The 13,861-nt window shown below is 70.9% G+C and carries 12 protein-coding genes; 4 read left to right on the top strand and 8 right to left on the bottom strand.

Annotation, left to right across the window (positions count from 1 at the left end):
- The 5 genes from WPS_RS00360 to WPS_RS00340 are packed head-to-tail and all read right to left on the bottom strand — an operon-like array spanning position 1 to position 5,690.
- Positions 1 to 705: an ABC transporter ATP-binding protein gene (locus tag WPS_RS00360; protein ID WP_317995885.1), complete on the bottom strand. Its 705-nt coding sequence runs from the start codon at positions 703 to 705 to the stop codon at positions 1 to 3.
- A gap of 1 nt (position 706) precedes the next feature.
- Positions 707 to 3,184, bottom strand: a complete 2,478-nt coding sequence (locus WPS_RS00355) for a zinc-dependent metalloprotease (protein ID WP_317995884.1) — start codon at positions 3,182 to 3,184, stop codon at positions 707 to 709.
- Positions 3,177 to 3,914 carry an ABC transporter ATP-binding protein gene (locus tag WPS_RS00350; protein ID WP_317995883.1) on the bottom strand — a complete coding sequence of 246 codons (738 nt, stop codon included), beginning with the start codon at positions 3,912 to 3,914 and terminating at the stop codon, positions 3,177 to 3,179. The genes WPS_RS00355 and WPS_RS00350 overlap by 8 nt, the downstream gene beginning before the upstream one ends.
- Entirely contained in the window at positions 3,911 to 4,855 is a 945-nt protein-coding gene (locus WPS_RS00345) for a branched-chain amino acid ABC transporter permease (protein WP_317995882.1), read from the bottom strand. Before WPS_RS00345 ends, WPS_RS00350 begins: the two co-directional genes overlap by 4 nt.
- Positions 4,848 to 5,690, bottom strand: coding sequence for a branched-chain amino acid ABC transporter permease (locus WPS_RS00340; RefSeq protein ID WP_405054978.1), 843 nt, complete (start codon positions 5,688 to 5,690; stop codon positions 4,848 to 4,850). Before WPS_RS00340 ends, WPS_RS00345 begins: the two co-directional genes overlap by 8 nt.
- Before the next feature lie 122 nt (positions 5,691 to 5,812).
- On the opposite strand from WPS_RS00340, the gene WPS_RS00335 reads away from it, so the two are divergent.
- Positions 5,813 to 6,523 carry a haloacid dehalogenase type II gene (locus WPS_RS00335; protein WP_317995881.1) on the top strand — a complete coding sequence of 237 codons (711 nt, stop codon included), beginning with the start codon at positions 5,813 to 5,815 and terminating at the stop codon, positions 6,521 to 6,523.
- A 2-nt stretch (positions 6,524 to 6,525) separates the two neighbouring features.
- Here WPS_RS00335 and WPS_RS00330 read toward each other — a convergent pair whose 3' ends face one another.
- Complete coding sequence (locus tag WPS_RS00330; protein WP_317995880.1) at positions 6,526 to 7,770, bottom strand: amino acid ABC transporter substrate-binding protein; 1,245 nt, start codon at positions 7,768 to 7,770, stop codon at positions 6,526 to 6,528.
- Between the two features lie 84 nt (positions 7,771 to 7,854).
- Here WPS_RS00330 and WPS_RS00325 point away from each other — a divergent pair, with 84 nt between their 5' ends.
- The 3 genes from WPS_RS00325 to WPS_RS00315 are packed head-to-tail and all read left to right on the top strand — an operon-like array spanning position 7,855 to position 12,840.
- Positions 7,855 to 9,330 (top strand): class I adenylate-forming enzyme family protein, encoded by a 1,476-nt coding sequence (locus WPS_RS00325; RefSeq protein WP_317995879.1) that lies wholly within the window; start codon positions 7,855 to 7,857, stop codon positions 9,328 to 9,330.
- Between the two features lies 1 nt (position 9,331).
- Positions 9,332 to 10,426 (top strand): metallophosphoesterase family protein, encoded by a 1,095-nt coding sequence (locus tag WPS_RS00320; protein WP_317995878.1) that lies wholly within the window; start codon positions 9,332 to 9,334, stop codon positions 10,424 to 10,426.
- Positions 10,423 to 12,840, top strand: a complete 2,418-nt coding sequence (locus WPS_RS00315; RefSeq protein ID WP_317995877.1) for an ATP-binding protein — start codon at positions 10,423 to 10,425, stop codon at positions 12,838 to 12,840. The genes WPS_RS00320 and WPS_RS00315 overlap by 4 nt, the downstream gene beginning before the upstream one ends.
- A 28-nt stretch (positions 12,841 to 12,868) precedes the next feature.
- Here WPS_RS00315 and WPS_RS00310 read toward each other — a convergent pair whose 3' ends face one another.
- Both WPS_RS00310 and WPS_RS00305 read right to left on the bottom strand, forming a co-directional pair.
- Complete coding sequence (locus tag WPS_RS00310) at positions 12,869 to 13,249, bottom strand: PAS domain-containing protein (RefSeq protein WP_317995876.1); 381 nt, start codon at positions 13,247 to 13,249, stop codon at positions 12,869 to 12,871.
- Positions 13,246 to 13,800 (bottom strand): peroxiredoxin, encoded by a 555-nt coding sequence (locus tag WPS_RS00305; protein WP_317995875.1) that lies wholly within the window; start codon positions 13,798 to 13,800, stop codon positions 13,246 to 13,248. Before WPS_RS00305 ends, WPS_RS00310 begins: the two co-directional genes overlap by 4 nt.
- Positions 13,801 to 13,861 lie beyond the last annotated feature (61 nt).

Genomic DNA, 13,861 nt, shown 5'->3' with positions numbered 1-13,861 from the left:
CTACAAGCCCAGATACGCCTTCTTGATCGCGTCGCTGGCGAGCAGTTCGTCGCGCGTCCCGCTCGTCATCACGCGGCCGGCCTCGATCACGTAACCGCGGTCGGCGATCTCCAGCGCCTGGCGGACGTTCTGCTCGACGAGCAGCACCGTCGTCCCCGTCGCTTTGATCCGCTCGATCGTGGCGAAGACCTCGCTGACGATCAGCGGCGCGAGGCCCAGCGACGGTTCGTCGAGCATGAGGATCGTCGGCTTGCTCATCAGCCCGCGGGCGATCGCGACCATCTGCTGTTCGCCGCCGGAGAGCGTCCCCGCCATTTGGGTGCGGCGTTCGGCGACGCGCGGGAAGAGCGTGTAGACCATCTCAAGCGACGCGCGCGCGTCGCGGCGCGCGCGCCCCGGATAGGCCCCGAGCAGAACGTTGTCCTCGACGCTCATCTCGGGCCAGAGCTTGCGGCCTTCGGGGACGTGCGCGACGCCGAGTTCGACGACGCGCGGCGAACGGGCGCGCTCGAGGTGCTCGCCGTCGAGCACGATCGCACCGGAGAGCGCGAGGACGGTGCGCGAGATCGCGCGCAGCAGCGTCGTCTTTCCCGCGCCGTTCGCACCCAGGAGGGTGACGATCTCGCCGCGCTCGACGCGCATCGAGATCCCCCACAGCACCTGCACGTCGCCGTACGCGACCGCGAGCTCGTCGATCTGCAGCATCTTACCGGTCCAGGTCCGGTCCGTCGTCGCCGATCGGCATTCCGGGCGGCACCGTAGCCGGCTCGTGCCGCTCGCCGCGCTGCCACCTGCGCGCGAAGAAGCGATCGAGATCGGCGGCGATGAGGCGTGCATGCGCGCGCGTCTCGGCGTCGCCGCGCACAGCGTGCAGCCGTTCGCGTACCGCGCGTAGCCGCTGCACGACGATCGCGCGCACTTGGGCGTCGGCCGCCGTCGTGCCAAGATCGCTCAGCCGATCGATCATCGCGCTCTGCACGGTGCGCGCGATCGCGCGACGATACGGGTCGCCGCTCGCCGGAGCGAAGACCGCCGCATCGATCTGCGCGAGCACCTCGTCGAGCCCGGGCAGCGCCGGATCGAGCGCGTGCTGTTCGAGCAGACGCGTCGCGCGTTCGGGATCGAAGAGCAGGCGGAACGTCATCTCCGCCGCGACGCCGGCCGGCGCGAGCGCGTCGAACGTCAGCCCGGTCTCGCGCGGGAAGAGTTCGCGCGTCGCATCGTACCCGAACGGCCGCGGCGGAAGGCGCGCGAGCACGGTGCGCGGCACGGCGAGCGCGTCGGGACTCAGCGTCGCGAGGACGCCGCGCAGTGCGCGCCGCTGATCGGCGGCCGCGACCGGCCGCTGCGGCTGCTGTCCGTCGCCGCGCAGCGCGTACGCATACCACGCGCCGCCGACCGCCTTCGCCGCGGCCTCGAGCTGATAGCGATGCAGCAGATACATCGGCACCAGCGCCTCTTCCATCGTCGCCAACGGCTCGCGGCTGCGCACGACGTGCTCGCCGAAGCGCGCGAGGACGGCGCGCCGGATCGCCATCATCCGCGCAAGTTCGGCCGTCGCGTCGGCGCCGTTGTCCCACAGGTGCGCCTGCGGGTGCACGCTCCCCGGCGGCCGCGCATCCTGATCAGTCAGCAGAACGAGCCCGCGTGCGCGCGCGTTCGCGAGGATGCGATCGAGCGCCGGCGCTTCGTCGCGGCCCGCCGGGAGCGGCGTGTAGCCGTACGCGATCGCGACGTCGTCCCACGGCCCGATCCCGCGCGCGTACGCGTTCGAGAGATCGATGCGCCCGTCGCGCCCGAGGCCGACGATCGGGTGCGGATAATCCATCACCGACGCGCGTCCTTCGGCACTCCCGAGAAAGTTGTGCACGAGCCCGAGCGTGTGGCCGACTTCGTGCGCGGCGAGCTGGCGTAGCCGCGCGAGGACCATTCGCTCCGCCTCGGCGGCGCGTTCGTCGCCGCGCGCGTACGGCTGCAGCAGCCCTTCGGCGATCAGATAATCCTGGCGGCCGCGCAGCGAGCCCAGCGTCACGTGGCCTTGGATGATTTCGCCGGTGCGCGGGTCGGCGACGACGTTCCCGAAACTCCAGCCGCGCGTCGCGCGGTGGACCCATTCGATCACGTTGTAGCGCACGTCGTCGGGATCGGCGCCGGGCGGCAGCAGTTCGACGCGGAACGCGTTGCGAAATCCGGCGGCGGTGAACGCGGCGCTCCACCAGCGCGCGCCCTCGAGCAGGGCCGAGCGGATCGGTTCGGGCGCGCCGCGGTCGACGTAATAGACGAGCGGCCGCACCGGATCGCTCAGCGCGGCCGCCGGATCCGCTTTCTCGAGCCGGTGGCGGACGATCAGGCGCTGCATCACCGGCGCGCCGAGCGGCGCCGAGTCGTCCGTGTAGGCGACGTGGAAGTAGCCGGCCCGCGGATCGAAGAGCCGCGGCACGTAACCGGGATCCGGAAGCTGCACGAAGACTTGCCGCTCGTGCACGGTGAGCGCCTGCGGCGCCGGCGTCACGTCGCGCACGTACTGACCCGGCTCGCTGCCGGCGAAGGTGAGCGTCGCTTCGAGCCGCGTGTTGCGCGGAAACGCTTTGAGCTCGTCGGCATCGAGCGCGCTGCGCGCGGGATCGAGCCGAAACGCGCCCTGCTTCGCCGCAGCGAGCGCATCGAGGACGCCGTGCGCGTCGGAGAGCGCGAAGTCGGTCGCGTCGATCAGCACGCGTCCGTCGCCCTCGGCGACGATCGTGAAGCCGGCGAGGACCGACTGCGCGAACGACTCTTCGACCGCCCGGCGTTCGTCGGGATCGCCGCTGCTCGAGCGGAACGCGAGGTTGGGCTGGACGAGCAGCACGCGCGGCCCGCGCCGCTCGAAGCGCACGATCCGCGTCTCGCCGAGGCTGCCGCGATCAAGCCCGACATCGTTGCTCCCCATCCCCCACGGCAGATACGTCTGGTAGATCAGTTCGCTGCCGGGATGCGCGATCTCGAGATAGACTTTACCGCCGCGCGCGTCGTAGTAGAGCGGCAGGAAGCCGTCCTTGCGCGTCATCGCGGCGGTCTTCTCCGCGATCGATGGGAACGCGGCTTGCTGCGCGCTCGCGGGCGGCGCGGTGCCGCACAGGAGCGACGCGAGCGTGCACGCCGCGATCGTCCGGCGCACGCGCACCGTCAGCGGCCGTTCACCCATGATGCGGGCCCAGGTATGCCGTGACGACGCGCTCGTCGGCGAGCACCGCTTCGGGCGCGCCTTCGACGACCTTACGTCCCTGCACCAGCGCGACGATGCGCGAACACAGCCCGCGCACCGCGCGCAGGTTGTGCTCGACGATGACGATCGTCGTCCCGCGTTCGTTGATCGCGCGGATCAGTTCGAGCGTGCGGTCCGTCTCGGTCGGATTCAATCCCGCCAGCACCTCGTCGAGCAGCAGCACCTCGGGACGCGTCGCGAGCGCGCGCGCCACCTCGAGCCATTTCTGGCCGCCCAGCGTGAGCGCGCGCGCCGGCGACGCGGCGCGGTCGGCCAGATCGCACACCGTGAGCGCTTCCATCGCGGCTTCGCGCGCGCGATGCACACCGCGCGGCCGCGGACGGTGCCCGAAGAATGCGCCGACCATCACGTTTTCGAGCACGCTCATCTCGCGGAACGGGCGCACGATCTGGTGCGTCGCGGCAACGCCGGCGACGACGACGTCGTGCGCGGGGCGGTTGGTGATGTCGCGCCCGCGAAACGCGACCCGGCCGGCGGTCGGCTTCATGATCCCGGCGATCAGCCGGAAGAGCGTCGATTTCCCCGCGCCGTTGGGACCGATGAGCCCGAGGATCTCACCGCGCTGCACGGCGACGTGGACTTCGCTGACCGCGACGAGTCCGCCGAAGCGTTTGGTCAGCGCGGTCCCCTCGAGCACGACGTCGCTCATCGCTGCACCGCCGGCGCCGCTTTCGCGCGCGCGGCGCGGCGCACGCGGTCGACGATCCCCAAGATCCCGCGCGGTTCGAACACGACGATCGCGATCAGCAGCAAGCCGAACGCGAGCAGGTCGGCGTTGGCGAGCGTCGCCGCGAGCTGCTCGCGGATGAACGTGTACACCACCGCACCGATGAGCGGTCCTGTGACGGTGCCCAGACCGCCGACGATCGGCATGATCACCAGCCCGATCGATGTCGAGAACCCGAACACCGAATCCGGACTGATGAAGAGGTAGTGCAGCGCGTACACGCTCCCCGCAACGCCGATGATGCACGCCGAGAGAAACAGCGCCTGCGTCTTCACCAGCGTCGTCGCGACGCCGAGCGTCTCGGCAGCATCGGGATCCTGCCGCACCGCGGCGAGCGCGAAGCCGAACCGCGAGCGTTTGATCCACGCCGCGAGCGCGACCGTCAGCGCGCACAGCGCGAGCGCAGCGAAATACTGCAGCGTCAGCGGCGGCGCGGCGCTCAAGGTGAGCCCGGACGCGCCGCCGGTCAGCGACGTCCAGTTCAGCGCGACGAGCCGCGTCGCTTCGCCGATCCCGATCGTCGCGATCGAGAAATACGGGCCGCGCAGACGGAACGCCGGGATCCCGATCACCAGCGAGTAGAGCCCCGCGAGCAGCGAGGCCGCGGGGACCGCGAGCCACAGCGAGACACCGATTTGCGTGAGGATCGCCGTCGTATACGCGCCGATTCCCAAGAACGCCGCATGCCCGAACGAGACTTGGCCGGCGAATCCGCCGAGCAGGTTCCACGCCGTCGCCATCGCGCCGTACAGGAAGATCAGAAAGAGCACGTCGAGGACGTACTCCGATTGCCCCGCGACGAACGGGACGGCGACCGCCGCCGCGAGCGCGACGGCGACGAGCGCGACGGCGCGTCTATCCACGGCGCAGTGCCCGCAGCGTCCCGGCGATCCCCTTCGGCAGGGCGATCAGCACGACGACGAGGACGACGAACGAGATCAGGTTCTGCAGCGACGCCGGCATGTAGCGCACGCCGAACGCTTCGGCGAGCGAGAGCGCGATCGCGCCGAACGCGACGCCGACGATCGAGTCGAGGCCGCCGAGCACGACGATGCAGAACGATTTGAGCGAGAGCGTGCGCCCGAAATCGGGCGTGAACGAGAAGAGCAGCGAAAGCAGCGAACCGCCGAATCCCGCCAGCGCGATCCCGATCCCGAACGCGATCCCCATCACGCGGTCGACGTCAATCCCGACCAGCCGCGCGGCGTCGCGGTCCTGCGCGGTTGCGCGGATCGCGCGGCCGAGATAGGTCCGCGTCAGGAACAGCTGCAGCGCGACCAGCGCGAGCACGCCCATCGCGAAGACGAACAGCCGCGGAACCGCCAGCGGCATCCCGGCGACGTTGACAGTCGCCTCGACGAACGGCATCTCGATCGAGCGCGTGTCGCCCGTCCAGATGACGTACGCCAGGTTCTGCAGCACGAGCCACACGCCGAAGAGCAGCAGCAGCGAGATGATCGGCTCGGCGCCGAGGACCCGCCGCACCAGCGTCCGCTCCAGCCCCCAGCCGAACAGGAAGAACGCCGGGACGATCGCGAGCGGCGCGAGGAGCGGGTGGATCCCGAACGATGTGAAGAGCCACCAGGTAACGTAGGCGCCGAGCATCAGGAACCCCGCGTTGGCGAGGTTGATGATCTTGAGCACGCCGTAGATCAGCGCCAGCCCGTACGACATGGCGGCGTAGAGCCCCGCGACCAGCAGGGCCGAGATCAGCGTCGCGACGGTGTCCAGCGCGGACCTCCCGGAGAGCGGGGCGGAATGGTGGCCGCCGCTACGAAACGGCGGCGCCGCGGTGCGCTATCGTGACGGCGGAGGCAACGATGATCGAGCTGGACGCGATCCTTTTCGATACGTTCGGCACGCTCGTCGATTGGCGCACCAGCCTGATCGCCGATCTCTCGCGCTTCGGGGGCGAACGCGGGATCGCGGTCGACTGGGCCGCCTTCGTCGACGCGTGGCGCGGCGCGTACGCGCCCTCGATGGATCGCGTCCGGCGCAGGGACGAGCCGTGGAAAACGCTGGACGCGCTGCATCGCGACTCGTTCGACGACCTCGCCCGGAAGTTCGGCTTCAACGCCTCCCTCGACGAGAACGACCGCGGCTGGTGCGTCGACCGCTGGCATCGCCTGCGGCCGTGGCCCGATACGGTCGCGGGGCTGGCGCGGCTGCGCGTCCGCTGGATCGTCGGCACGCTCTCGAACGGCAACGTCCGTCTGCTCGCCGATCTCGCGCGCAGCGCGGCGCTGCCGATGGACGTCCTCTTCTCGGCCGAACTCTTCCGCCATTACAAACGCGACTCCGAAGTCTACTTGGGCGCGATCGAACTGCTCGCGACGACGCCCGACCGCGTGATGCTCTGCGCCGCGCACAACGACGACCTCGCGGCGGCGAAATCGCACGGGATGCGGACCGCGTTCGTCGCGCGCCCCACCGAGTACGGGCCGAATCAGTCGACCGACCTCACCGCGGGCGATCGCGTCGACATCGCGGTCCGCGACCTGCGCGAGCTCGCGGACCGCATGGACGCGTAGCCTCAGGGGTTCGGGACCGGCAGCACCGCATCGCCGGTCTTCTCGGCGTGCGGATACACGATGACGGTCCGCCCGTCGGGGAGGTTCTGGGTGACGACGAACGGTGCGTTGATCTGCCCGTCGGCTTCGAATTTGATGTGCCCGCCGGGGAGCACCGTGTCGCGAATGTCGATGTGACGCAGGGTCTCGACGACCTTCGCCTTGTCGACCGAGCCCGTCTCCGTCATCGCGATGAACAGCGTGCGCGCGGTTTCGTACGGCAGCGCCGCGTACCACTCGGCGTTGAGCTTCGGATACGCCTTCGCCCATTTGTCGTCGAACGCTTTGACGGCGGCGTTGGGGATCAGCTGGTTCCACCACGACGCAGCAACGATGTAGTCGGCGTTCTTGCCGAGCGCCTCGCGCGCCGACTTCTCGGGCCCGCGCGCGCCGTAGGTCACGTACGCGTGGTGCAGTCCGGCCTGCGCGTACTGGCGCTGCATCGTGATGTAGTCGTCGAGATGCGCGTCCGACATGAACGCCTGCGCGTTGGCGGTCTTGACCTTTTGCAGCAGCGGCGTGAAATCTTTGCCGTGCAGGTCGAACGCCTCGTTCATCACGATCTGGAAATTCTGCGGCTTGGCCTTCGCGCGCGCTTGCAGGCCGGCCGCGAAGTCGCGGCCGTGCGAGGTGTTCTCGTAGACGACCGCCATCTTGAGCGGTTTGGGCAGTTTCTTCTGCGCCTGCATCTCTTCGATGAAGTCGCACTCGGAATAGGCGAGGTTCTCGATCGACGCGAGCAGCGAGAAGATCGTCTTGAACCCGCGCTTGTAGATCGCCGACGCCGCGCCGCCGCCGCCGACGTACGGGATTTGATGCTGCTGCGGCACCACCGTCTGCGCTTGTACGAGATCGGTCGAGTAACCGCCGAGCATCGCGTCGACGCGATCCTGCACCGCGAGGCGCTCGTAGAGGTTGCGCGACGTCGCCGGATCGGTCTTGTCGTCGTAGATGACGAGTTTGACCGGGACCTTGCGGCCGTATTGACGCAATTGCAGGCCGCCGCGGTCGTTGACTTCCTTCACCGCCAGTTCGTAGGCGGCTTTGAAGTACGTTCCGACGCGGCTCTCTTCGCCGGTCAGCGGGAGGACCGCGCCGACGACCACGTCGCTCGGGCCGGCCTCGGCGCGCGCAGGCAGCGGCGTCGAGGCGGCAACGAGCCCCGCCGTGACGGCGGCACAAGCCAAAGTGAAGAAGGAACGTTTCATAGCGCGGTCCCCGGGGCGGCAGTGTTCTGCGGACGATACCCTCCGGAACCGGGGGAGTCCCGCCCGCGGGCGAAACCTCGTGCGATGGTTCGCTCGATCCTCGATGCGCTGGATCGCCACGCGGCGGAGCGCCCCGGTGCGCGCGCCCTCGACGACTTCACCTATGCCGACCTGCGCGCGGCGTCGCTGCAGGTCGCGGCCCGCTTGCGCGCCGCCGGCGTCGCGGCAGGCGACCGCGTCGCGATCTACGCCGAGAACCGGCCGGGGTTCGCGCTGGCATATCTGGGCGGACTGCGCGCGGGCGCGATCGTGGTGCCGGTCAACGTCCTCTACCGGACCTCCGATCTCGAGCACGTCCTCGACGACGCCGCCGCCGCCGCCGTGTGCGTCTCCGAGGCGAGCGCGCCGTTCGCCGCGCGCGCGGGCCGCACGCTGATCGACCTGCACGAGATCGAGCGCATCGCGCGCGACGCGAACGCTCCCGAACTCGCCGACCCGCCGGAGCCCGCTGCCGACGCGGTTGCGATCCTCATCTACACGAGCGGGACGACCGGACGCTCGAAAGGCGCGATGCTCACGCACGGCAACCTCGCCGCGATCGGCGAGCAGGTCGTCGAGGCCTGGCGCTGGACCGCCGCCGACACGCTGCTGCTCACCCTTCCGCTCTTTCACGTGCACGGGTTGGGCGCGGGGCTCAACGGGACGCTCGTCGCCGGCGGCCGCGCGATCCTGCGCGAGCGGTTCGACGCGCCGACGGTCCTCGCGATCCTCGCCGGCGGCGAGGTCTCGATGTTCTTCGGCGTCCCCACGATGTACGTGCGCCTGCTCGCATCCGCGGCGCCCGCTGCGCGGTTCGACGCGATGCGGCTGTTCGTCTCGGGTTCGGCCGCGCTTCCGGCGCCGGTGTTCGAGGAGTTCGAGCGCCGCTTCGGGATCGCGATCCTCGAGCGGTACGGCTCGACCGAGTTCGGCTTCGCGTTGAGCAACCGCTATGACGGTCCGCGCTATGCAGGGACGGTCGGGTTTCCGCTCCCGCACGTCGACGTGCGGCTCGCCGATCCGCAGGGGAACGACGTCGCGGCGGGCGAGGCCGGCGAGATCCTCGTGCACGGTCCCAACGTCTGCGCGGGGTACTGGAACAACCCCGAGGCGAGCGCGGCGGCGTTCGTTCGCGACGCGCAGGACCGCCGCTGGTACAAGAGCGGCGATCTCGCGACGTATGATCCCCAGCGCGGCTACACGATCAACGGCCGGCTCAAGGAACTGGTGATCAGCGGCGGCTTCAACGTCTATCCGATCGAGGTCGAAACCGAACTGCTCCGGCTCCCCGGCGTGCTCGCGGCGGCGGTCGTCGGCGCGCCCGATCCGGCGCGCGGCGAGATCCCCGTCGCGTTTCTCGAAGTCGACGGCGCGTTCGACGCCGACGCGTCGCTGGCGACACTGCGCGAACGCCTCGCCAGCTTCAAGGTTCCCAAGGCGCTCTATCCGGTCGAGGCGCTCCCGCGCAACGCGATGGGGAAAGTGGAAAAACCGAAACTGCGGACCCTTCTCGAACGCTGACGTGAGCGTCACGATCGTGCACGCGGCCGACGTGCACCTGGAGACGGTCTTCACCGGCGTGCGCGGCGGGACGCGCCGACGCGCCGCGCTCGCCGATGCGTTCACGCGCGTCGTCGACCTCGCGCTCGAACGGCGCGCCGACGCGCTGACGATCGGCGGCGATCTCTACGAAGCCGAGCGCGCCGGCCCGCAAACCGCGCGCTTCATCTGCGCGCAGTTCGCGCGTTTCGGCGGTCCGGTGCTCGTCGCGCCGGGAAACCACGATCCGTATTCGCCGCGCGCGCTGTACGCGCGCGACGACCTGCCGGCCAACGTCCACGTCTTCGCCGAGCCGGCGTGGTCGGCGTATCCGCTCGCGCCGGATCTCACGGTGTACGGGTTCGGCCACGCGCCGGCCGAGCCGGGACGTCCGTTCGCGGGCGCGCGCTTCGAACGCAGCGGCGCGCGCATCGCGCTGGTGCACGGCAGCGACGAAGAGCGCTGTCCGCCCGGGAAGCGCGCGACCGCACCGTTCACGGTCGCCGAGATTCGCGACGCCGGCGCGACCTGCGCGCTCGCCGGACATTACCACGGCGGTGCCGTCGTCGACGACGGCGGCGTCCCCCGGCTCGCGTATCCCGGATCGCCCGAGCCGATCAAGTTCGGCGAGCGCGGCGCGCACGGCGCGCTCGTCGTCACCGTCGACGGCGCCCGGGTCGCGATCGAAGCGGTCGAACTGGCGCGCACCGCCCTGCGCGACGTCGAGGTGACGCTCGCGGACGCAGAGAGCGAGCACGCCATCCTCGCCGCGCTCGAAGCGCGGCTCGCGGGCTTGGGCCGGGACGACTGCGTGCGGGTGCGGCTGCGCGGAACGCTCGCGGCCGGGACGCGTCTGGACCGCGACCTGCTGACCGCACGCGTCGCCGGCGCGCTCGGCGGATTCGAACTCATCGACGAGACGATCGCCGCCGACTACGCGGCGCTCGCGCACCAGCCCAACGTGCGCGGCCGCGCGATCGCGGACTTGCTCGCGCGCGCCGATGCCGGCGACGCCGACGCGCGCGCGGCGCTGCGCTGCGTCGTCGCGGCGTTCGACGGCGCGGAGATCGGCCCGTGAAACTTCTCGCGCTACGGATCGATGGGTTCGGGCGGCTCGCCGGACACGAGGTCACGTTCGCCCCCGGGCTCAATGTGGTGAGCGGTCCCAACGAAGCCGGCAAGTCGACGCTCGCGGCGGCGATCATCGCGTCGCTCTACGGTCTGCAGCGCGGCGAGAAAGAACGTTGGCGGCCGTGGCGCGGCGAGCCGTTCGCTGCCGTGCTGCGCTACGAGACCGCCGACGGTGCGCGCTGGGAAGTTCATCGCGCGTTCGATCGCGACACGAAGGGCGTGCGCATCTACGACGCCGACGGCAACGACGCGGCGGCGCGCGTCGGCTCCGGCAGATCGCTCGTCCCCGGCGACGCGCACCTGCGTATTCCGCTCGAGGTCTTCATGCAGACGGCGTGCGTGCGCCAGCGCGCGATCGCGCTCGACGGCGACGCGGCGGGCGCGGTCTCGACCGCACTCGCGCAGGCGCTCGACGGCGGGCCGAAAGAAGACGCCGCGATCGGCGCGATCGCGCGGCTCGATCTCGCCGTGCGCAAGCACGTCGGGACGCAGCGCGCGCACAAGAACGCGCCGCTGCGCGCGCTTCGCGACGAAGAAGAGCGGCGCCGCGGCGAAGCCGCCGACGCCCGCGCTGCGCTCGAGAGCCTGGCGGAACTGCGCGACCGCATCGCGGCGGCACGCGCGGAGCGCGACGACGCGCTCGCCGCGGCGGCGCAATGCGAACGCGACGTGCGTGCGCTGCGCGCCGCGCACCTGCGCGCGCGCAGCGCCGCACTGCGCGAGCATCACGACGAACTCGCCGGGCTCCAGCAAGCGCGCGCCGCGTACGACGACGTCGCGGACTTCGACGTCGAGCGCCTGCACGCGCTCGATGACGCGTATTATTCGTGGCGTTCCGCGGAGAGCGTCGCGGAGGCGGCCGAACGCGATCTGATCGCCGAACGGCCCCAACCCGGAGAACTCGAGGAGCTCGAGGCGCGGCGCGCCGACGCGGGAACGTTCGACGACGATGCGTTCGAGGCGCTGCGGCTGACGGGAATCCAAGCCGACGCCGCGCGCGCGAAGGCCGCAGCGGCGGCGAGCGACGCGGCGGCGGCGCGCCGCGCGGGCGACGGCGGCGGACCGGCCGCCGGCGCGGTCGTCGCGGCGGCGCTTGCGGCGTTCGCCGTCGATGTCGGTGTCGCGATCGCGCACTGGTGGGTGTGGACCGCGGTGATCGCCGCGTTCGTCGCCGTGCTCGGCTTCGCCGCGGTTGCGAACGCGCGCAGCCGCGCGCGGCGGCGCCGCTCCGCCGACGCACTGCAGCGGCTCGCCGACGACGCGCTGGCGGAAGAAGCGCGCACCGCGGCGGCGCTCGCGCGCGTCCTCGAGCCGCTGCGGATCACCCGCGTCGACGAGCTCGCACGCCGCCGCGTGCGTTATCTGCTGCTGGCCGGGCGCGAGACGGCGCGGCGCAAGGCCGAAGTGCGCGCCGCGACCGCGCGCAGCGCCGCCGACGGCGAGGCTGCGCGCTTCGACGCGATCGCAGGCGCGCTGGCCCCCGACGGCGGCGGGACGCGCGACGAACGCCGCGAGCACGCGACACGCCGCGCGGCGCGCCGGCGCAAGCGCGACGGGCTCGACGCCAGCCTGGCGATGCTCGCCGTCCGCCGCGACGACATCCTGCAGGGCGACGACGAGTTCGCGCTGCAGGCGGAGTACGAGGCGCTCGTCGCCTCCGGCGTCGACCCGGCACCGCGCGACGATCAGCTCGCGATGCGCCGGCTCGAACGTCAGCGTACCGAAGCGGAAGCGCTCGCGCACGAAGCCGACCTGCGGGTTCACGCGCTGATGGGACAACTCCAGCACGCCGAACGCGCCGTCCGCGACGTTGCCGAACTCGACGAAGAACTCGCCGCCGTGCAGGCGCGGATCGCCGAACTCGAAGCGTTCCGGCGTGCGGTCGAACTCGCGCGCGCGACGATCGAGACGCGCAAGGACGAAGCGCACCGGCTCTTCGCACGCCGGCTCGAGCAGTACAGCGCCGAAGCGGTCGGCGCGATCACCGGCGCGCGCTACGGCGAGATCCGGCTCGATCCGGCGACGCTCGCGATCCGCGTGCGCGTGCCGGAGACCGGCGCGATCGAAGACCTGGCGCACCTCTCGGCCGGCACGACCGATCAGATCGCGCTGGTGGTGCGGCTCGCCACGGCGCGGATGTTCGCCGAAGGACTCGAAACGCCGCCGCTGCTCCTCGACGATCCGTTCGCGTTCTGGGACGCGGAACGGATCGCACGCTGCCTCCCGCTGCTCGTGCACGCCGCGCACGACGCGCAGATCGTGCTCTTCACCGCCAGCGACGAACTCGCGCGCGAAGCCGAACGCGCCGGCGCCCACCGCGTCGACCTCGCCGCCCGCGCCCTCGCAGCCCCGTCAGGCTGAGCCTGTCGAAGCCCCGCGGCGACGGCGCTCAGCGCACAACGCGTTCGACAGCGATCAAGACGCGCTTCTCCGTCGCGAGGCGGACGAAGGTGATCTCGACGTGGACCGTTCCGTGCGGGAAGGGGAACAGGTAGGCGAACGACTCGCTGATGCGCTCCTTGTCACGGCCCGCGAAAAACGTGTGGAAGCGGCCTTCGAATTCCTGGACCGCGGTGCACGGCGCGACGTCGTGAAAGAAGTTGCGGCCGATCACCTGCTCGCGCGCGCGGTGCGCCATCCGCGACTCGTAGTCGTTGTAGGCGACGATCGTGCCGTCGCCCTCGACGACGATCGCGCCCAACGGAAGCCCGTCGAACTGCTCGTACGGCAGGTCGGCGAGCCGCAGCAGGCGTTCGTCGCCGCCCGTCATCGCTCCGCGGTCGCGTGCAGGCTCTTCACCGCGTCGAGCGTCTTCGCGACGTGCTGCGAGGGATCGAGATTCGTGTAGGCGAGCGCGACGGTGCCGTCCTGCCCGATCACGTACGACGTGCGGTTGGCAAAGCCGAAGCCGAGCGCCGCATCGTAGGCCTTGGCGACCTTGAGCCCAGGGTCGGAAGCGACGAGAAACGCCGACCGGCACTCCTGCGCGGAGAATTTTTTCTGTGTCTCGAGATCGTCGCCGCTGACGCCAATGACGGTGGCGCCGAGCTTCCGGTAGTCGGCGATGTGCTCGGAGAACAGATGCGCCTCGACGGTGCAGCCCGACGTGAACGACTTGGGGAAGAAGTACAGCACGACCGGGCCCTTCGCCAGCGCGGCTTTCAAGTCGACGGTCTCCACCGTCCCGCCCTTGGCGGCTTGCAGCGTGAAATCGGGTGCCGCGGCACCGTGCTGAAGATGGGCCGAGGCGCGGCGGATGCCGACCGCGGCGACCGCCAAGACGACCAGGACGACCGCGATTGCGACCGACATGCGAAGCATGAAACTCAAACCTCCGACCAGAGAGACGCCGAGAAAGCCGCTTCCGTTCTGTGCTCCGGGC

The sequence above is a fragment of the Vulcanimicrobium alpinum genome (genome assembly GCF_027923555.1).
GTDB classification, from domain to species: Bacteria; Vulcanimicrobiota; Vulcanimicrobiia; order Vulcanimicrobiales; family Vulcanimicrobiaceae; genus Vulcanimicrobium; species Vulcanimicrobium alpinum.
This window is presented reverse-complemented; position numbering and strand designations above follow the sequence as displayed.